The organism is Paraburkholderia sp. BL10I2N1 (genome assembly GCF_004361815.1).
In the GTDB taxonomy this organism is placed as follows: domain Bacteria; phylum Pseudomonadota; class Gammaproteobacteria; order Burkholderiales; family Burkholderiaceae; genus Paraburkholderia.
In genome coordinates this window covers 2,358,126-2,376,938 of record NZ_SNWA01000001.1, presented here as the reverse complement: position 1 = coordinate 2,376,938, position 18,813 = coordinate 2,358,126, and the positions used below count along the sequence as shown (strand labels likewise).

Below are 18,813 nucleotides of genomic sequence, written 5' to 3'. Positions count from 1 at the left end.
ATTGCAGCAGGTGAGCGAGCCGCCTATTGTTCGCTCAAGACCCATGTAAAGACGAAGCATAGATGCACACATTATGAATAACAAGTGCATATTTGACTTTGGAGGAGCCCCAGCTTGGACAATACAAAAGTCGCTGATCCGGAACAGCTCGTGCAGCGCCACGCGCGCCCGGGCATGTCGCTGCTAGCGATCCTTCACGCGATCCAGGACGAAGCCGGCTTCGTCCCACCGGAGGTCGTCGCCCCGCTCGCGCGGGCGAGCGGTCTGTCGCGGGCCGAAGTGCATGGCGTGATCACCTACTACCACCATTTCCGCACGCAGCCCGCTGCCCGCGTGACGGTCCAGCTATGTCGCGCAGAAGCGTGCCGCAGCATGGGCACGGAAGCGCTGGCGCAGCATATCGAAGCGCACACCGGTTGCCGCTTCGATGAACCTCACGGTCATGCTGACGCAGTCGGCCTCGAATCGGTGTATTGCCTGGGGCAGTGCGCGTTGTCGCCGGCAATGATGATCAACGACACGCTGCACGCGAAAGTCACGCCGCAAAAATTCGACGCGCTGCTCGCCGCAGCCATGAAACGCGTGGAGGAAACAGCATGACGCGCATCTACGTCCCTCGCGATTCTTCCGCGCTCGCGCTCGGCGCCGACGCCCTCGCTGACGCGATCGTCAGCGAAGCCGCCCGCCGCGGCATTCCAATCGAACTGGTTCGCAACGGCACGCGCGGCCTGCTCTGGCTCGAGCCGCTCGTCGAAGTCGAAACGGCCGCGGGCCGCATCGGCTACGCGAACGTCGAGGGCACGGATGTCGCAGCGCTCTTCGACGCGGGCTTTATCGAAGGTAAAGACCACGCACGCAGCGTCGGCGTGGTCGATGAAATTCCGTATCTGAAGAAGCAGCAGCGGCTGACATTTGCCCGCATCGGCATCACCGATCCGCTTTCGATCGACGACTACGTCGCTCATGGCGGCATCGAAGGCTTGAAGCAGGCTCTGGCCATCGACGGCGCCGCGGCCTGCGACGCGCTCATCGAATCCGGTCTGCGCGGTCGCGGCGGTGCGGCGTTCCCGGCAGGCATCAAATGGCGGACGGTGCGGGCGGCTCAGGCCGATCAGAAATACATCGTCTGCAACGCGGACGAAGGCGATTCGGGCACCTTCTCCGATCGTCTCGTCATGGAAAGCGATCCCTTCGTGCTGATCGAAGGGATGATCATCGCGGGGATTGTGACGGGCGCAACGGTCGGCCACATTTACGTGCGCAGCGAGTATCCGCACTCGATCGCAACGCTCGAAGCCGCCATCCAGACAGCGCGTGCTGCAGGCTGGCTGGGCGATAGCGTGCTCGGCTCGCCGCATCGCTTCGAACTGTTCGTCGCGAAAGGCGCGGGCGCCTACGTCTGCGGCGAGGAAACAGCGCTGCTCGAATCGCTCGAAGGCAAGCGCGGCATCGTGCGCGCGAAACCGCCGCTGCCGGCACTCTCCGGGCTCTTCGGCAAGCCGACGGTCATCAACAATGTCATTACGCTCGCGACCGTGCCGATCATCTTCGCGAAAGGCGCGGCGTTCTATAAGGACTTCGGCATGGGCCGCTCGCGCGGCACACTGCCGTTCCAGCTGGCCGGCAACGTGAAACAGGGTGGCCTGGTCGAACTCGCATTCGGTGTGACGCTGCGCGAACTGCTCTACGACTTCGGCGGCGGCACGGCAAGCGGCCGGCCGGCACGCGCGGTGCAGGTCGGTGGCCCGCTCGGCACGTATCTGCCCGAAAGCCAGTGGGACATTCCGATGGACTACGAGGCGTACGCCGCTGTCGGCGCAGTGGTGGGTCACGGCGGGCTCGTCGTGCACGACGATACGTCCAATCTCGCCGAACTTGCCCAGTATGCGATGCACTTCTGTGCGCTCGAATCGTGCGGCAAATGCACGCCGTGCCGGATCGGCTCGACGCGCGGCGTCGAGGTTATCGGCCGTATCCGCAACGGCGATACATCGACGAAGCAGGTGCAACTGCTGCGTGACCTGTGCGACACGATGGTGTCCGGTTCGCTCTGCGCAATGGGCGGCATGACGCCCTTCCCGGTGCTGTCCGCACTCGACCACTTCCCTGAAGACTTCGGTCTCGACACCGCGCCCAAAGCGGCAGCGGCCTGACGATGGAGCACCACATGTCTGATGTTCTCAACTCCAAAGCTGGCGGCTGCGGCTCCGGCAACTGTGCGTGCAAGTCGCAGGCTGTGCAGCGGGCCGCGCGTGATCCTTATGACGAGACCGACTATGGCACACCGCTGCGTCACGCCGACGTCGATGTAACGCTCGAGATCGACGGCCAGGCGGTCACGGTGCCGGCCGGCACGTCGGTGATGCGCGCCGCGGCCGAAGTCGGCGTCAACGTGCCGAAGCTGTGCGCCACCGATTCGCTCGAACCGTTCGGCTCGTGCCGCCTGTGTCTCGTCGAGATCGAAGGCCGGCGCGGCTATCCTGCCTCATGCACGACACCGGTCGAAGCCGGCATGAAGGTCAGCACGCAGACCGACCGCCTGCAGTCGCTGCGCCGTAACGTGATGGAGCTCTACATCTCCGATCACCCGCTCGACTGCCTGACCTGCCCCGCCAACGGCGACTGCGAACTGCAGGACATGGCGGGCGTCACGGGCCTGCGCGAGGTGCGCTACGGCTTTGACGGCGCGAACCATCTGAAGGACAAAAAGGACGAGTCGAACCCGTACTTCACGTACGACCCGTCGAAGTGCATCGTCTGCAACCGCTGCGTGCGCGCGTGCGAAGAAACGCAGGGCACATTCGCACTGACGATCGCAGGCCGCGGCTTCGAATCGCGCGTCGCTGCCAGCGAAAACGTGCCGTTCATGGAATCGGAATGCGTCTCGTGCGGCGCCTGCGTCGCAGCCTGCCCGACCGCGACCTTGCAGGAAAAGAGCGTCGTGATGCTCGGCCAGCCTGAACATTCGGTCGTGACGACATGCGCGTATTGCGGCGTCGGCTGCTCGTTCAAGGCCGAGATGAAGGGCAACCAGGTGATCCGCATGGTGCCGTACAAGAACGGCGGCGCGAATGAAGGCCACGCGTGCGTCAAAGGCCGCTTCGCCTGGGGCTATGCGACGCACAAGGACCGCATCACGAAGCCGATGATCCGCGCGAAGATCACCGATCCGTGGCGCGAAGTCAGCTGGGAGGAAGCACTCAATTACGCCGCGTCGGAATTCCGCCGTATTCAGGCCAGATACGGTCGCGACTCGATCGGCGGCATCACCTCGTCGCGCTGCACGAATGAGGAAACCTACCTCGTGCAGAAGCTCGTACGTGCCGCGTTCGGCAACAACAACGTCGACACCTGCGCACGCGTCTGCCATTCGCCGACCGGCTACGGGCTCAAGACGACGCTCGGTGAGTCGGCCGGCACGCAGACGTTCGCGTCGGTGGACAAGGCCGATGTGATCGTCGTGATGGGCGCCAATCCGACCGATGGCCACCCGGTGTTCGGCTCGCGTCTGAAGCGCCGCGTGCGGGAAGGCGCGAAGCTGATCGTCATCGATCCGCGTGTGATCGATATCGTCAACTCGCCGCACGTGAAGGCGGTTCATCATCTGCAACTGCGTCCGGGCACGAACGTCGCGATCGTCAATGCGCTTGCGCATGTGATCGTCACCGAAGGCCTGCTCGACGAAGCGTTCATTGCCGAACGCTGCGAATCGCGTGCGTTCGAGCAGTGGCGCGCGTTCGTGGCGCTGCCGGAAAACGCGCCGGAAGCGACCGCCGATGTGACCGGCGTGCCTGCGCAAACCGTGCGCGAAGCCGCCCGCATCTATGCAACGGGTGGCAACGCAGCGATCTACTATGGCCTCGGCGTCACCGAGCACGCACAGGGCTCGACCACCGTGATGGGCATCGCGAATCTTGCGATGGCAACGGGCAACATCGGTCGCGAAGGCGTCGGCGTGAACCCGCTGCGCGGCCAGAACAACGTGCAGGGCTCGTGCGACATGGGCTCGTTCCCGCACGAACTGCCGGGCTATCGCCATATCAGCGACACGACTACGCGCACGCTCTTCGAAGACGCCTGGCACGTCACGCTGCAGCCGGAACCCGGCCTGCGCATTCCGAACATGTTCGAAGCCGCGCTCGATGGCTCCTTCAAGGGCCTGTACTGCCAGGGCGAAGACATCGTGCAGTCGGACCCGAACACGCATCACGTGTCGGCCGCACTGTCGTCGATGGAATGCATCGTCGTGCAGGACATCTTCCTGAACGAGACCGCGAAATATGCGCATGTGCTGCTACCGGGTTCGTCCTTCCTCGAAAAGGACGGCACGTTCACCAATGCAGAGCGCCGCATCTCGCGTGTGCGCAAGGTGATGCCGCCGGTGCCGGGCTACGCGGACTGGGAAGTCACGGTGCTGCTCGCCCGCGCGCTCGGCTATGAGATGGACTACGCGCATCCGTCGGAAATCATGGACGAAATCGCGCGTCTCACTCCGACCTTCCATGGCGTCTCGTACCGCAAGCTCGACCAGCTGGGCAGCATCCAGTGGCCGTGCAACGAGAACGCGCCTGACGGCACGCCGACCATGCATATCGATACGTTCGTGCGCGGCAAGGGCAAGTTCGTCATCACGAAGTTCGTCGCTTCGCCGGAAAAGGTCACGCGCAAGTTCCCGCTGCTGCTGACCACGGGCCGCATCCTGTCGCAGTACAACGTCGGCGCGCAAACGCGCCGTACGGAAAACTCGCGCTGGCACGATGAGGACCGCCTCGAAGTGCATCCGCACGACGCGGAGGAACGCGGCATCAAGACGGGCGACTGGGTGGGCATCGAATCGCGGGCAGGCCAGACCGTACTGCGCGCGAAGGTGACGGAACGGATGCAGCCGGGCGTCGTGTACACGACGTTCCACTTCCCCGAATCCGGCGCGAACGTGATTACCACCGACAGCTCCGACTGGGCGACCAACTGTCCGGAGTACAAGGTTACGGCGGTCCAGGTGATGCCGGTCGCTCAGCCGTCGGAATGGCAACAGAACTATTCGCGCTTCAACGCAGAGCAGCTCGATCTGCTGAAACGGCGCGAGACGGCCAACGAAGCCGCCAACGCAACGGCTGGCAAGTGAGGATGATCCATGGATAAAGACAATCTGGTCGACATGGCGAACCGGATCGGCGATTTCTTCGAATCGATGCCGGACCACGAAGAGGCGCTGAGCGGTATCGCCGACCACATTCGCCGTTTCTGGGAACCGCGCATGCGGCGCGCGTTGCTGGTGGCGCTCGATACACCCGGCGCGACTCAGGTGGAGATGTCCGCGATCGTCAGGGAAGCCGTGCTGAAGCACCGGGACGAACTGACACCCGTCGCGGCCTGACCGGCAGGAGAAGCCAGGCACCAACGCCGAACGCGTGAATCGCGTCGGCGTTTTTTCTTGCCGCCTTCACTCCATCTCCCGCTCCGGCTGCGTGCTTTTGGTGAACCATGACTCGCAGTGACGCAGCAGTCCGTTCAGGTCGGATGCGGGGCGGCCCCGCGCGGCGATATAGCCATCCGGCCGCACGAGATAAAAGGCCGGACGTGTGCGCCCGTATGCATCGGTCAGTGACGGACGGCCCTCGCCCTCCACGTCGGTCAGACGCCAGACACGCACCGCGCCCGGCAAGAGCTGCTCGACCTCTTCGACAAACCGCTTCAGATCGGCATCGCGGACGGCCCGGCGCGCCGTGACCGGGTCGTGCGTGGCCGCTTCGTCCAGCGCATCCGGCGCGACCAGCACCAGCAGCGAAAAGAACGCCGGGTCGTGCAGATCGAACAGACAACCGATGCCCGGCGCCCTGCCGAGCGGTCCATCGAGCACGTGCACCCACGCATCGGGGGCCCGCTCGCCTGCGCGCGGACCGCCATCGAGCACGCGCTCGAGCGTCAACGGACTGCGGCGATACTGGATCGACAGCTCACTGACCGTGCGCCGTGCGGCATCGCGCAACGGCCCGAGTGCGGCCAGCACCGGCATCACCCGTTCGCGCAGCAGCTTGAGCGGCCCGTGATCGGCTTCCGCGAGGTGCATGACGAAGCTCGTCTGCCGCAGCACATCGCGTTCGATCGGATGACGCTCCATGTGATAGGTGTCGAGCAGCCGGTCGGGCGCGCCGCCGGAGAGAACCCGCGCGATCTTCCAGCCAAGATTGAACGCTTCCTGAATGCCCGTGTTCATCCCCTGGGCGCCGACTGGACTGTGGACATGCGCGGCATCTCCGGCAAGAAACACACGGTCGACGCGCAACTGCTCGACCATCCGGCTGTTCAGATGAAAGTACGCTGCCCACGTCATGCCCGACAGGGCGACCGGATGCTGCACGCGACGCCCGACAATCGCCCTGCATTCATCGAGCGAAGGTGTCGCTGAAGAGAGCGTCGCGCCCGGCAACGAGACGGGCGTCGCCGCAGCGCTCTGCGCTGCGGCGACGACAAGCTGCGGTGCCGGGTGATCCGCAATCAGCCGGTAACGCTCGTTACCCATCGGGAACAGCGCTGCAAGCCCGTCGCCGGACGCGAAGATATGAAACTCATCGTCGGGCCAGTCGGTCTCCGCCCGTACGTCCGCGAGCAGGAACGTCTGCTCGAATGTCTTGCCGTCGAAGGCTGCGCCGAGCCGGTGACGGATCGCACTGTGCGCGCCGTCGGCGGCGACCAGATACGATGGATGCAACGTCTCCGTGCGACCGTCGGCGCGCTGAAGTGTCGCATTGATGCCCGCCGACCCCTGCGTGAACGCGGCCAGTTCGACGCCGCGCTCGACCGTCACACCGAGAGTCGCGAGATGCTCCGTCATCAGGCGTTCCGTGACCGACTGATCGAGAAACAGCAGATACGGATAACGCGTCTGCAGCGGATCGAAATCGAGCCGCGCGCGCCGCTGTCCGTTCGAGTAGAGATTGGCCGCACGCGCCCGATGCCCGAGTTCGAGAAACGGCTCGACGATGCGATGTTGTTCGAGCAGTTCGAGCGTGCGCGCCTGGATGCCAATCGCGCGCGAGTACGGTGCAGGATGCAACGCCTTGTCGATCAGACGTACCGGAATATGCGCGCGTGCGAGGCTCATCGCCGCAGCGAGTCCGGTCGGACCAGCGCCGACGATGAGGACCGCAGGTGCGTCGAGAAAAGCGGCGGGCATGCAGGGCTCCAGACACAGACATGCCGCCTAGTGTACGCCGCCGTTTTTTTGTCCGGCATGCGGTGCATCCAATGCGTTCAATGGCCGTGCGGAGGATGGTCGAGCACGCAGCGATGGTTCGAGGTGCCGAGGTCGACCTGCAACGTCGCGTGGTGCATCGCGAAGCGCGCGCGCAGCGTCGCGACAATACCGTCGACGACCACGTCGCCCGGATGCCCGTCCGGCATCACGAGATGCACGCTGAGCGCGTTGCCGGTGGTCGACAGCGCCCACACGTGCAGGTCATGCACGTCGATGACGCCTGGTTGGGACGTGAGGTAGTCGCGGATGCGCTGCATGTCGACACCGGGCGGCACGGCGTCGAGCGCAAGCCGCAGCGAGTCGCGCGCGAGTCCCCACGTGCCATACAGGATTACCGCGACCACCACGATGCTCATCACCGGGTCGAGCCATGTCCAGTTGGTGAAGAGAATCACCAGACCGCTAACGGCGACCGCGGCCGAGATCAACGCATCGGCAGCCATGTGCAGGAAGGCCCCGCGAACGTTGAGATCTTCTTTCTGACCACGCATGAAAAGCCACGCGGAAAAGCCGTTCACGACAATTCCGAGCGTCGCGACGATGAACACGTCGAGACCCCCCACCGGCTCCGGATTGAACAAGCGCGTGATCGCCTCCGCGACGATCACGCCGCACGCGAACAGCAGCAGCCCTGCGTTGGCCAGCGAAGCGAGGATCGACGAACTGCCGAACCCGAAGGTATAGCGCGCCGACGGCCGGCGTGTTGCGAGCCACGTCGCGCCCCACGCAAACAGCAGGCCGAGCACGTCCGACAGATTGTGGCCGGCGTCCGCGAGCAGCGCCGTGGAATTCGCGAGCACGCCGTAGATGCCCTGAACAACGACGATCACGACGTTCAGCGCGACGGCCAGCGCGAATGAGCGGCCGTGTCCGGCCGCCGGGGCGTGGTGGTGATGGTGACCGTGGCCATGCCCATGCTGATGGCCGGCGTGGCTTTGGGCGTCCCGCGCCTGATTGCCGTGATCGTGATGGTCGTATTGGTCATGGCCGTGGTCATGATCGTGGCCGCAGCCTGCGTCGTGACCATCCGCATGATCGTGGCCATGCCCGGCGTGCCCTTGCGCGCGACCGTGTGCGCCCAGGTAAGCGCCTTTTTCATCGCAGGCGCCGACGCCGCCAGGCCATACCGGCGCGTGGTCGTCTTCACGCTCCACGGCAAGCTGGCCGCCCTTGCGGTTTTTCATCATTCTTGATCCAGGGAAAATTCGGTGACCGGCTCTGCCACGTGTTCGAGCATCTCCGCCAGCATCCCGCTGATATGACGGTCGGCGGCAAGATAGAACACCTGCTTGCCCTGCCGCTCTGCCCGCACAATGCGCGCCGCCCGCAAGAGCCGCAGGTGATGGCTCACGAGCGAAGGCGACAGGCCAAGCGATCCGGCAATCGCCCCCACGGCGCGCGGCCCGTCGACGCAGGCGAGGACGATCCGCAGACGCGTCGGGTCACCCAGCAGCCGGAACAGGTCCGCGAGCGGCACGACACGGTCATCGTTGGTCAAAGGTGTCATCTTCGATCCGCAAAATCGACATACATATGAACAGTTGTTCAAATGTTATATCTCGCCCCCGACCGCGTCAATCCGGGTGTGGCACGCCGAGTGTGGGAAAATGCGCGGTCTGTCTCACCCGAACCGTCTTCCCACCGTCATGGAACCTGCTTTTTCCCGCGCCTGGACGGCTCATCGCGACGGTCGGCTCGACGACGCCGAGCGCGAATATCTCGCGACGCTCGCCGCCGACCCCGTCCATGTAGACGCCCTGCACCTGCTGGGCGTCCTGCGCCACCAGCAAGGCCAGCACGCCGCTGCCGCCGATCTCGTCCGGCGCGCTGTCGACCTGCGCCCCAACGATGCGGCGTTGCACCTGAATCTCGGCAACGCGTTGAAGGCGCTCGGCCAGCTGGACGGCGCAATCGAGCGCTTTCGCAATGCGCTGTCGCTCTCGCCGGCCTTTCCGATGGCGCATTACAACCTGGGCAACGCGTATGCGGCCGCTGGGAGGCACGAAGATGCCGCCGACGCGTTCCGGAAATCCCTGCACCTGCAACCAGCCGACGCGTCGTCGCACAATAATCTCGGCAACGCGTTGCACGCGCTCGGCCAGCACGAGGATGCGATCGCCGAGTTCCGGCGGGCCCTTGAACTGCGTCCGGGTCATGCGGGCGCGCACAACAATCTCGGGATGGGGCTCAATGCGCTGAACCGGGCCGACGACGCCATCGCGCAGTTTCAGGCCGCGCTCGCCGCGCAACCGCGCTTTGTCGCTGCGCAATTCAATCTTGCCAACACGCTCGACGCTGTCGGCCGGCATGAGGAAGCCATCGCCGCTTTCGAAGCGACGCTCTCGTTGCAGCCACATCTGGTGCCTGCGCTATTCGGTCTTGGCAATGCGCTTGCTGCACACGGGCGGCATGCGCAAGCCACGCAACATTTCGAGCGCGCTGTCGGCCTCGATCCAGGATTCGCACTGGCATGGCTTAGCCTTGGCACCGCACGCCATGCGCTCGGCGCGCATGAGGCAGCAGTGCGCGCGTTCGACCAGGCCCTGCGGCTGCGCCCCGAACTCGCGTCCGCACATATGAATCGCGCGCTCGTGTGGCTCACGCTCGGTGACTTCGCGCGCGGTCTGCCCGAATACGAATGGCGGCTCGAAATCTCCGCACAGCCTGGCACGCAAACGCTGCCCCGCTGGCGCGGCGAGCCGATCAAAGGCAAGACCCTCTTCATTCACGCCGAACAGGGTTTCGGCGACACGCTGCAATTCGTGCGTTTCGTGCCGCTCGTTGCGCAGCAAGCCGTCCGTATCGTGCTCGAGGTGCAGCCTCAAGTGCTACCGATCCTTGCTCCAGCGGCGCAAGACTGGCGCGTGATGCTGATTGCCCAGGGCGCCCCGCGGCCCCGTGCGGACCTGCAATGTCCCCTGTTGAGCCTGCCGCTCGCGCTCGGCCTGACGCTCGAGAGCATTCCGGCGCGCACGCCGTATCTCACTGTGCCGCCGGCCTATCTACGCAAGTGGCGCGGGTCGATCGGCGGGCAGGCGAAGCGCAAGATCGGGCTCGCCTGGTCCGGCCGCATCCAGCAGCACGAAAACCGCACGATGTCGCTCGCCGCGCTCGACCCGCTGTTCGCGCTCGAGGGCATCGACTGGATCGTGCTGCAACCCGAGCTCAGCGCAGCGGATCGGGCTGCGCTGGACGCGCATCCGCGCAGCGCGTCGATCCATCGCTTCGAGCAGCGTATCGGAGACTTTGCGGATACCGCTGCGATCATCGAGCGGCTCGATGCGGTCGTGTCGACCGATACGTCGATTGCCCACCTCGCCGGCGCGTTGCGCAAGCCGCTCTGGCTGATGCTCCCGTTCGCCGCCGACTGGCGCTGGTTCGTCGGTGATGCGCGCAGCCCGTGGTATCCGGGCGTGCAACTCGTTCGCCAGCCGGAACCGGGAGCCTGGGACGAGGTGATCGAATCCGTTGCGCTCGCATTGCGCGACGCCTGAAAAATCGGGATAGGGGCAGGGCTCGCGGCTCGCCCCTCACACACCGCCTATAAGAACTTCCCCGGTTTGGCAAGCTCGGTTCATTGGTGACTGAACCGTCAGCAGCAAACGAAGCAGCCGGAATCACATCGCAGCGGCGAGCACAAATGCGATTGAGCACGCAAATTTCATAACCTGCCCAAATAAAAACGTTTCAAGTCAACAGCCCCGCTTCACAGATTAAACAATAGCGGACACTCAACACCTAAATTGTTTTTATAGAGCGCGTGAATATAGGATTATTCCCAAATAAATAAAGTAATTGTCAAATTTGTTTTTAAATGCGAAGTGCAACACTTTGCCGCGTATAAGCTGTTAATATGAAGAAAATGGATCACATATCAACAGCGTCAGCGCTGAAGCGCGTTTGACGATTGCCAGCCAGCACTTGCAGAGTTCAAGCATTGTGCGCCGCACGACGTGTATTGACCGCCGAGCTAGCCTCAGAAGACGTCACACGCCTACCTCGTGGAGGCGTAGGGCTAATTTCAAATCCTGGTGTTTGGGACTAGCGGGAAATCGAGAAGGCGGTGACGATTACGCACGAGTAAGTCCACTTGCGAACCAGGTTATATAAAACACGGTATTGCTCTTCATATTTGAGAATGATGAAACTCTCTTTTACAAAGCAATTCACAAGAATTTAGTTATTTGCAACAAAACCCCGTCCGTCGAACAGCAAACGCACGATCAATAACGCCCGTTCTTTTCTCCGCTGGAGTGCCTGTCGATGAATCATCCTAAGCCGGACGAGCCGGAACCAAACAGGTAGTACGATGCGTAGCCATATAGCCAGCCGATGCCGAAGTGAACCATGAAGGCCGATCTGATTGAGCGTTACGCGGCGAATTTGCACGGCGTGCTGTCGTGCTTTGACCGAATCCTGATCACGGGCACGCTGCCTGGCGCGTGCTACGCAGCGGGCATGACGAGTTTTCTGAACGCCAACGGCATTCGCCTATTCGACTACGCCAGGTTCGCCGAACCGCTGCGCGAACGCATCCGTGTGCGCGCGCAAGAGGTCTGCGCTGCCGCCGGCATCGAGATTGAGCACGTCAACAAGAGCCACATCCGCAAGGAAGATCTGGTGGCACGCGTGCTGCAGGGGCGTGGCGATGCACCCGGGCTGGTGCACGTCATCTCGGCGATGGAGGCCTGCCCGAGCTACAAGCCGTGGCACGACAAGAGCAGCGGCAAGACCTACCTGCGCCCCGAGACGGGCAAGTGTCTGCACTACTACTTCTACTTCATCGATGACGAACTCGGGCTGTGCTACCTCAGGGTCCCGACCTGGGCACCGTTCGGCTTGCAGTTCTACTGCAATGGCCACGGCGCCGTGGCCCGTGCGCTCAAGCGCGAGGGCATCGGGTTCGTGCAGGCCGACAACGCCTTTTTGCGCATTGCCGATATGGACCGTGCACAGGCCATCGCCGACGCGCTGAGCCCCGATATGCTGCATGAGCGACTGGACCGCTACGCGCAGTGGCTGTGCCCGGTGCTCGACGTGTTCGGCCAGACCTACCACTGGAGCCTGCGGCAGGCCGAGTATTCCACTGACCTGATGTTCCGCAGCCAACAGACGCTGGTGCCGCTGTACGACGTGCTGTCGCGTCAGGCGGTGCTGGCCGCGCACGCCGGGAAAGTAGCCGGCTTCCTGGGCAAGAAGGTCACGCCGCAATTGGCGCAGGAGATCGGCTCGCGGCTGTCCACCCGCATCGAGGGACGCTGCATCAAGCACCATATGGGCGTTGCCAGCGTCAAGGTTTACGACAAGTTCTCCCATGTGTTGCGGATAGAAACCACCATCAACGACGTGAGCTTCTTCAAACACCACCGCAAGGTGGAACACAGGAATGGCCAAAGCACCTACGAACTCGCAGCGTTGAGGAAAACCATCTACAGCCTGTTCGACCTGCGCGAGATCATGCTGGGCTGCAACCAGCGCTACCTCGCGTTTTTGTCGAGTCTGGATGACCCCAGCGCAGGTGAGCGCGACCTTCAACGTTTGAGCCAGTCCCGCGTGGGCAGTAATGAGCGCAGGGTCAAAGGACTCAACTTCTTCAACGGCGGCGAGCAAGCACTGCTGCGTGCCTTGCAGCGCGGCGAGTTCAACGTGCATGGCCTGCGCCGTGCCGATCTGGCCAGGCATGTGGACATGAGCGCCCCGGTGCTGTCCCGACAGCTCTCGCGACTGCGCACACTCGGCTTGATCAAGAAGGTGGCCCATACCTACCGCTACTACCTCACGCGTCTGGGCCGCGCCGCCATCGCTGCTGCCTGTTCTCTCACCCGTTTCAACATCGTTCCAATTCTGGCCGCAGCACACTGAAGTCTTCTCACAAATCGCGAAGACTTAACTTTTTAGTTACTAAACGCATGCTCGTCGAGAATGTCGCCTGGGCGCGTGAGACCGCCGATAGCGATCCGCAATTCTTCTCCGGCCTCACGCAAGGCCAGAATCCGAAGGTGCTTTGGATCGGCTGTTCGGATAGCCGCGTGCCGGCTGAAACGGTCACTCACGCCAATCCCGGCGATCTCTTCGTGCATCGGAATATCGCCAATCTCTTCTCTTCGTCCGACGACAACGTGATGAGCGTCCTCGAATATGCCGTGCGCGTACTCAAGGTCGACGACGTGATTGTTTGCGGCCACTACGGTTGCGGCGGGGTGCGCGCGTCGCTGCTGATGCCCTCGCCGGATTTGCCGCACGTGACCCGGCGGATTGCGCCGCTATGTGCGCTGGCGTCGCGACACCGGCGGGAACTGGATGGCTTGCCCGAAGGCGAGTCGCGGGTCAACCGCCTGGCCGAGTTGAGTGTACTGGAACAGGTCCGTGAGCTGCGCAGAACGCCGATCGTGTGTGATGCCGAGTCTGCGCCACGCGTGCATGGCTGGATCTTCGGCCTGCACAACGGACTGATCAAGGTCCTTGCCTCCGGCTTCACCGGGGAATCCGGTCAAATAGCCGCGGCCTCGTAAGCCGTCCACCGGCCGCGTATCAATCTACCCGCGCGGTGCCCGCCGCCGCGAACTCTCACCTCTCCGGAAAAACATGAGCCTACGTGAAACCTTTATGACCTTGCCGCGCGATCTGTTTGCCGGCACCGTTGTCTTTCTGGTCGCGATGCCGCTTTGTCTTGGCATCGCGAATGCTTCCGGCGTCGAACCGTTTGCGGGTCTGTTGTCCGGCATCGTCGGCGGGCTGGTCGTGGCGCTCTTGAGCGGCTCCCAGCTGAGCGTGAGCGGACCGGCGGCAGGGCTTGTCGTGATCGTCGTCGAAGGCATTGCCCGGCTCGGGGGTTTTTCCGCTTTTCTGATCGCCGTGCTGTTGTCGGGTGTCATCCAGTTCGGTTTCGGAATGTTGAAAGCGGGGCGCTTTGCCGCCTATGTGCCGTCGTCGGTGATCAAGGGCATGCTCGCCGCGATCGGCCTGATGCTCATCATCAAGCAGTTGCCTCTCGCGGCCGGCCTGGCGAACGACGGCGCAGCGGTCGGCGGCGCGAACGCCGGCGTGCTTCATACGCCGATCGGTTCGATGTCGATCGCGGCCAGCCTGATTGCAGTGCTTTCGCTTGCGGTACTCGCGGGCTGGGAATCGAAGGCCCTGCGCCGCTTCGCGGCGGTCCGGGCGATGCCGGCCCCTCTCGTGGTTGTCATGCTGGGCATCGCGGCGACGCTGGTCCTCGATGCCTTCGCGCCGGCGTTTGCGCCTCCGGTCGAACATCGCGTCGCGTTACCTTCGCTCGATTCGCTCGATGCAGTGAGCGACATGTTCAGATTTCCTGCGTTCGCCCAGCTGATGAACCCCGACGTCTGGCGTCTGGCGATGACGCTGGCTATCGTCGCGAGTCTCGAAACGCTGCTGAGTCTTGAAGCGGTCGAGCAGATCGATCCGAAGAAACGACCCGTCTATCCCGATCGCGAACTGAAGGCGCAGGGTATCGGCAACATGATGGCGGGTGCGATCGGCGCGTTGCCCATCACTTCGGTGATCGTGCGTAGCTCCGCGAATGTTCACGCGGGCGCGCAAAGCCGCTGGTCGGCGGTGGTGCATGGCATGCTGCTGTTGTGCAGCGTGTTCGTGCTCACGAGTGTGCTCAATCTGATTCCACTTGCCTGCCTGGCCGCGATTCTCATTTTCACGGGTTTGAAACTCGCCAGCCCTTCGCTGTTTACCTCGATTGCCCGACAGGGTGTCGAGCGTTTTGCGCCGTTCGTCGTGACGGTCGTCGGTGTGCTGCTGACCGATCTGCTGATCGGCATCCTGCTAGGCATTGCATGCAGCATCGCGCTCGCGATCCGCGCCAATCTGCAGCGTCCCATCACTATCGCGCAACACGGCGACCATTTTCTGCTGTCGTTTCGTAAGGACGTGTCGTTCCTCGGCAAGGTATCGCTGCGGCAACACCTGCAGCAGATTCCGGACAATGCATTCGTGATCGTCGATGCGACGCGCGCCGACTTTATCGATCCGGACGTGCGCGAACTGATCGACCGGTTTGTTCTCGACGCACCGCGCAGGGGTATCGCGGTGGAATGCCGGCAACTGCAAAGCCCGGCGCGTGAAAGCCGTGTGGACGCAGCGGCGGCGGTCGCCGGCGTCGAGAGCAGGTAAGAGCTCAAGAAGGGGCCCTTCGGCCCCTATTCGACTCGACTCCAGTTGCATACGCGGCTGCGCACGTCATCGCGCGACGCCGCGCGTGCCCGTCATCAGGCGGTGCGGTATTGATTGCGCGCCTCCGGCGTGCGGTACAGCACGAGCGTCGAGATCAGGCCGATGATCGCCGCGACGCCCAGCCACAGCCCAGGCGCAGCCTTGTTGCCGGTGGTATGAATCAGCAGCGTGGAGATCGCCGGCGTGAAGCCGCCAACCGTCGTTGCGAGGCTGTACGCCAGCGAGAAGCCAGCGGTACGCACTTCGACCGGCATGACTTCCGTCAGCGAGACGACCATCGCACCGTTATAGCTGCCGTACAGGAATGAGAGCCACAGCAGCACGCCGAGCAGGCGCAGGAACGAAGGATCGGCAACCAGCCACTGCACCGCCGGATACGACGTGAGGATCGTGAGAATCGTAAACGTCAGCAGCACCGGTCGACGCCCGATCCGATCCGATAAGGCCCCCGCGAGCGGCAGCCAGATCAGGTTCGACACGCCCACGCATACGGTAACCGCCAGCACATCGATCGCGGACAGCTTCAGCACTTCCTTGCCGAAGGTCGGCGTGTAGGCGGTGATCATGTAGAACGACACCGTCGTCATGATGACCATGCCCATGCCGGCCAGTACGATGCCCCAGTTCTGCGCCATCGTCTTCATGATCTCGCCCATCGAAGGATGATGCTTGCGCGCGAGGAACTCATCCGTTTCCTTCAGCGAGCGGCGGATCAGAAAGAGGAACGGGACGATCAGGCAGCCGATCAGGAACGGCACACGCCAGCCCCACGCCGTCATCTGCTCGGCGGGCAGCACGCTATTCAGGATCACGCCGATCAGTGCTGCGAACACGACGGCCACCTGCTGGCTACCCGACTGCCATGCGCAATAGAAACCCTTGTTGCCCTTCGTCGCGATCTCGGACAGATACACAGACACACCGCCAAGTTCGACGCCAGCCGAAAAGCCCTGCAACAGCCGGCCGAACAGGACCATCACGGGTGCGAGCAGTCCGATTGTCGCGTAACCTGGTACCGAGGCCACCGTGAGCGTGCCGAGCGCCATCAGCCCGAGCGTGAGAATCAGCCCCTTGCGACGGCCGTGATGGTCGATGTATGCGCCAAGCACGATCGCACCAATCGGGCGCATCAGGAAACCCGCGCCGAACACGGACAGCGACAGCATCAGCGAGGCAAACTCGCTGCCGCTCGGGAAGTAGGTCTTGGCGATCGCGGATGCGAAATAGCCGTAGACCATGAAGTCATACATTTCAAGAAAGTTGCCGCTGACAACGCGGAATACTGTCTTGACCTTTGATTCGTTGGGCGAAGATGCGTGGGACGCAGTAGACATGACATTCTCTGATTGGCGCTTCGCTGTGCCGGCGAAGCGCAGTTGAAACAATCCACGGCGTCGGCAAGTCGATGCGCGCGGCGAGACATCAGGACGAATGCGCAGAGAGGCAATTGATCTTGATGCGCCGGGCATCGACGCGATATCCGGGCAATACCAGGAGCGGGCTCGAAGCGCCCGCCTGGCAGGATCTTACCGCCACTGCTGTCAACTCGCATTTCATACAAAATACTTACGAAACCAGCTGTGTACGCGAGCAGTACACTAACTGCCTGATCTCTTTTAAAAGCTTTTTGCAATGTCCGAACTCAACCTGCGTCCTGCCTCGACCGACGACGCAGCGCTCATCGCGACCATTCATGCCACCAGTTGGCGGGAGACCTACCGTGGCCTGCTGCCCGCTGCGTTTCTTGACAACGATGTCGTCACTGAACGTGCGGCCCACTGGCAGGCACGCCTGAATGCCCCGGGCGCAGACAGGCGCCTCGTCGTCATCGCCGAACGTGCGGGAGAAGCGATCGGCTTCGCGTGCGTCGAACGGCAGGTCGATTCGCCGTGGGGCGTGCTACTCGACAATCTGCATACGCTGCCGGGCCATCAGGGCATCGGCGTCGGCAAGCTGCTGATGCGCGCTGCATTCGACTGGGCCCGTGCGCACGGCGAAGCGCAGGTCTATCTGTATGTGCTCGAAGGCAATGCACAAGCGATCGCGTTCTACGAACGGCAAGGCTGGCAACCCGCGGGCGCCGAGCCCGATCACATGGGTGGCGTCGACATTACAGCGCTGCGCTATGTGTACCGCCTCGACGCGGGGAATGAAGGCACCAGCGTTGACGGCTAATGCCGCGAAGTTGATGCCTTTATGAATATCAGCACTCCTGCTCACTTGACCGCCATTTTAAGACGCGTCTGATCGCTGACGCCCCCTCGCTGGGTGCATCATCCATTGCTTCCTATATGGCTCTTGGCGTGAGTTGTCAGTGGCCGCTTGAACGGGTATGCGCACGTTGAACAATACCGCTTCGCACGTCGCCGTGAAGCTCCAGGATCCCGCTGCGAGGAGTCGCTAAAACGTCGATGTCGACTATCCCCCTCACCCTGATCGAAGGCCACATAGCCCTCCCGAGAGCGCGCCCGTTCGATGGCCTGCCGGTTCCGTTCGGACGCGAATGGGCACTCCTGCCGCCCAACTTCAGCGTTCGCCCGCAGCTCAAGGCGCTCTATGCCGCGATGCTGCGCACGTTCTGTCTGAGCGCAGATGCGATACGTTCGCTGTGTCGCTGGGAGTCGCACCCCGCAGCCGACCAAGCCAATGTTGGCGCTCAAGCAGCTGTTTTAGTGTCGACGGGCGACAGGCTGGTCACATCGACGGAAACTGTCGTGGCGTCGGTCGCACCATCCCCGTCGACACGCAAGCGTGCCGCCCTCGCAGGCGGCGCCGCAGCAGCGGGAGGCATCGCGCTGCTGACATGGATCGCATTGAAAAACACGCCGGTTCACCTGGTACAGGACGTTGCCAGACCCGACACCACAGCGCGCCCTGTCGCACAACCGTTGCAACCTGAAGCGCAAACAGCCGCAGCGACCTCTCAGGGCGCACATTCAGAAGTCGACGTACGGAAGGCGCACAATACCGTCGCACACGTAAACGCAAAGGCCACCGACAAACCCACCCGTCGCAGCAATCGCCACCCCACGGCTCACGCGCGAAATGCAGAGTATCGCGCCACGGCCCACAATGTTGATACTCGCCGCCACACCGCATCGGCAGGCTCAACGACCTATCGTTCCACCGCGATGCCGTCGGCGGCGGGGCGCTTTTCATCGCGCGAAAACACGCCGGCTGTCACTGACGAGTACGCTTCCATTACGATGTGGGCACGCCCGCACGGCGGCGATATTGCACCGTCGCACCATGCAGCGCGAACTGACGACACCAGCTGGATGGACCACATGAAGCAACGTCGGGTTACCGAGGTGCCTGAGCGCTTCGCACCATAGCCGACAGCGCAA

Annotated in this window: 14 protein-coding genes; 10 read left to right on the top strand and 4 right to left on the bottom strand. The window is 63.1% G+C overall.

Annotated elements, in window-relative coordinates:
• The first annotated feature begins 114 nt into the window (after positions 1-114).
• The 4 genes from B0G77_RS11145 to B0G77_RS11130 are packed head-to-tail and all read left to right on the top strand — an operon-like array spanning position 115 to position 5,377.
• On the top strand, positions 115-600 hold the full coding sequence (locus B0G77_RS11145) for an NAD(P)H-dependent oxidoreductase subunit E (RefSeq protein WP_133662182.1): 486 nt from the start codon (positions 115-117) through the stop codon (positions 598-600).
• Positions 597-2,153: a formate dehydrogenase beta subunit gene (locus B0G77_RS11140; RefSeq protein WP_133662181.1), complete on the top strand. Its 1,557-nt coding sequence runs from the start codon at positions 597-599 to the stop codon at positions 2,151-2,153. The genes B0G77_RS11145 and B0G77_RS11140 overlap by 4 nt, the downstream gene beginning before the upstream one ends.
• A gap of 14 nt (positions 2,154-2,167) precedes the next feature.
• The gene (gene fdhF / locus B0G77_RS11135; protein ID WP_133662180.1) at positions 2,168-5,125 is read left to right on the top strand and encodes a formate dehydrogenase subunit alpha; all 2,958 of its coding nucleotides are present in this window, start codon (positions 2,168-2,170) and stop codon (positions 5,123-5,125) included.
• A gap of 9 nt (positions 5,126-5,134) precedes the next feature.
• A complete protein-coding gene (locus B0G77_RS11130) occupies positions 5,135-5,377 on the top strand; it encodes a formate dehydrogenase subunit delta (RefSeq protein WP_133662179.1) in 243 nt (80 codons plus the stop codon).
• 66 nt (positions 5,378-5,443) lie between these two features.
• On the opposite strand, the gene B0G77_RS11125 is transcribed toward B0G77_RS11130, so the two are convergent.
• From B0G77_RS11125 to B0G77_RS11115, 3 genes are all read right to left on the bottom strand, one after another.
• Positions 5,444-7,177 carry an FAD-dependent monooxygenase gene (locus B0G77_RS11125; RefSeq protein WP_133662178.1) on the bottom strand — a complete coding sequence of 578 codons (1,734 nt, stop codon included), beginning with the start codon at positions 7,175-7,177 and terminating at the stop codon, positions 5,444-5,446.
• A 77-nt stretch (positions 7,178-7,254) separates the two neighbouring features.
• Positions 7,255-8,445 carry a cation diffusion facilitator family transporter gene (locus B0G77_RS11120; RefSeq protein ID WP_243750969.1) on the bottom strand — a complete coding sequence of 397 codons (1,191 nt, stop codon included), beginning with the start codon at positions 8,443-8,445 and terminating at the stop codon, positions 7,255-7,257.
• A complete protein-coding gene (locus B0G77_RS11115) occupies positions 8,442-8,765 on the bottom strand; it encodes a metalloregulator ArsR/SmtB family transcription factor (RefSeq protein WP_133662177.1) in 324 nt (107 codons plus the stop codon). Before B0G77_RS11115 ends, B0G77_RS11120 begins: the two co-directional genes overlap by 4 nt.
• A 139-nt stretch (positions 8,766-8,904) precedes the next feature.
• Here B0G77_RS11115 and B0G77_RS11110 point away from each other — a divergent pair, with 139 nt between their 5' ends.
• The 4 genes from B0G77_RS11110 to B0G77_RS11095 all read left to right on the top strand — a co-directional run bounded on the left by B0G77_RS11110 (position 8,905) and on the right by B0G77_RS11095 (position 15,406).
• Positions 8,905-10,752 carry a tetratricopeptide repeat protein gene (locus tag B0G77_RS11110; RefSeq protein WP_133664100.1) on the top strand — a complete coding sequence of 616 codons (1,848 nt, stop codon included), beginning with the start codon at positions 8,905-8,907 and terminating at the stop codon, positions 10,750-10,752.
• 853 nt (positions 10,753-11,605) lie between these two features.
• Positions 11,606-13,120 carry a winged helix-turn-helix domain-containing protein gene (locus B0G77_RS11105; RefSeq protein WP_133660315.1) on the top strand — a complete coding sequence of 505 codons (1,515 nt, stop codon included), beginning with the start codon at positions 11,606-11,608 and terminating at the stop codon, positions 13,118-13,120.
• Between the two features lie 47 nt (positions 13,121-13,167).
• Positions 13,168-13,770, top strand: coding sequence for a carbonic anhydrase (locus B0G77_RS11100; RefSeq protein ID WP_133662176.1), 603 nt, complete (start codon positions 13,168-13,170; stop codon positions 13,768-13,770).
• A gap of 73 nt (positions 13,771-13,843) precedes the next feature.
• Positions 13,844-15,406 (top strand): SulP family inorganic anion transporter, encoded by a 1,563-nt coding sequence (locus B0G77_RS11095; RefSeq protein ID WP_133662175.1) that lies wholly within the window; start codon positions 13,844-13,846, stop codon positions 15,404-15,406.
• A gap of 95 nt (positions 15,407-15,501) precedes the next feature.
• On the opposite strand, the gene B0G77_RS11090 is transcribed toward B0G77_RS11095, so the two are convergent.
• Entirely contained in the window at positions 15,502-16,800 is a 1,299-nt protein-coding gene (locus B0G77_RS11090) for an MFS transporter (protein WP_133662174.1), read from the bottom strand.
• Between the two features lie 298 nt (positions 16,801-17,098).
• Between B0G77_RS11090 and B0G77_RS11085 the strand changes: the two genes are divergently transcribed.
• Both B0G77_RS11085 and B0G77_RS11080 read left to right on the top strand, forming a co-directional pair.
• The gene (locus B0G77_RS11085) at positions 17,099-17,641 is read left to right on the top strand and encodes a GNAT family N-acetyltransferase (RefSeq protein ID WP_133662173.1); all 543 of its coding nucleotides are present in this window, start codon (positions 17,099-17,101) and stop codon (positions 17,639-17,641) included.
• Between the two features lie 236 nt (positions 17,642-17,877).
• Positions 17,878-18,801, top strand: coding sequence for a hypothetical protein (locus B0G77_RS11080; RefSeq protein ID WP_133662172.1), 924 nt, complete (start codon positions 17,878-17,880; stop codon positions 18,799-18,801).
• Positions 18,802-18,813 lie beyond the last annotated feature (12 nt).

Excerpts from the sequence above, each read along its gene's own strand:
- B0G77_RS11140 (WP_133662181.1), top strand. The coding sequence starts at position 597 with ATGACGCGCATCTACGTCCCTCGCGATTCTTCCGCGCTCGCGCTCGGC.
- fdhF (WP_133662180.1), top strand. The coding sequence starts at position 2,168 with ATGTCTGATGTTCTCAACTCCAAAGCTGGCGGCTGCGGCTCCGGCAAC.
- B0G77_RS11130 (WP_133662179.1), top strand. The coding sequence starts at position 5,135 with ATGGATAAAGACAATCTGGTCGACATGGCGAACCGGATCGGCGATTTC.
- B0G77_RS11125 (WP_133662178.1), bottom strand. The coding sequence starts at position 7,177 with ATGCCCGCCGCTTTTCTCGACGCACCTGCGGTCCTCATCGTCGGCGCT.
- B0G77_RS11120 (WP_243750969.1), bottom strand. The coding sequence starts at position 8,445 with ATGATGAAAAACCGCAAGGGCGGCCAGCTTGCCGTGGAGCGTGAAGAC.
- B0G77_RS11115 (WP_133662177.1), bottom strand. The coding sequence starts at position 8,765 with ATGACACCTTTGACCAACGATGACCGTGTCGTGCCGCTCGCGGACCTG.
- B0G77_RS11110 (WP_133664100.1), top strand. The coding sequence starts at position 8,905 with ATGGAACCTGCTTTTTCCCGCGCCTGGACGGCTCATCGCGACGGTCGG.
- B0G77_RS11105 (WP_133660315.1), top strand. The coding sequence starts at position 11,606 with ATGAAGGCCGATCTGATTGAGCGTTACGCGGCGAATTTGCACGGCGTG.
- B0G77_RS11100 (WP_133662176.1), top strand. The coding sequence starts at position 13,168 with ATGCTCGTCGAGAATGTCGCCTGGGCGCGTGAGACCGCCGATAGCGAT.
- B0G77_RS11095 (WP_133662175.1), top strand. The coding sequence starts at position 13,844 with ATGAGCCTACGTGAAACCTTTATGACCTTGCCGCGCGATCTGTTTGCC.
- B0G77_RS11090 (WP_133662174.1), bottom strand. The coding sequence starts at position 16,800 with ATGTCTACTGCGTCCCACGCATCTTCGCCCAACGAATCAAAGGTCAAG.
- B0G77_RS11085 (WP_133662173.1), top strand. The coding sequence starts at position 17,099 with ATGTCCGAACTCAACCTGCGTCCTGCCTCGACCGACGACGCAGCGCTC.
- B0G77_RS11080 (WP_133662172.1), top strand. The coding sequence starts at position 17,878 with ATGTCGACTATCCCCCTCACCCTGATCGAAGGCCACATAGCCCTCCCG.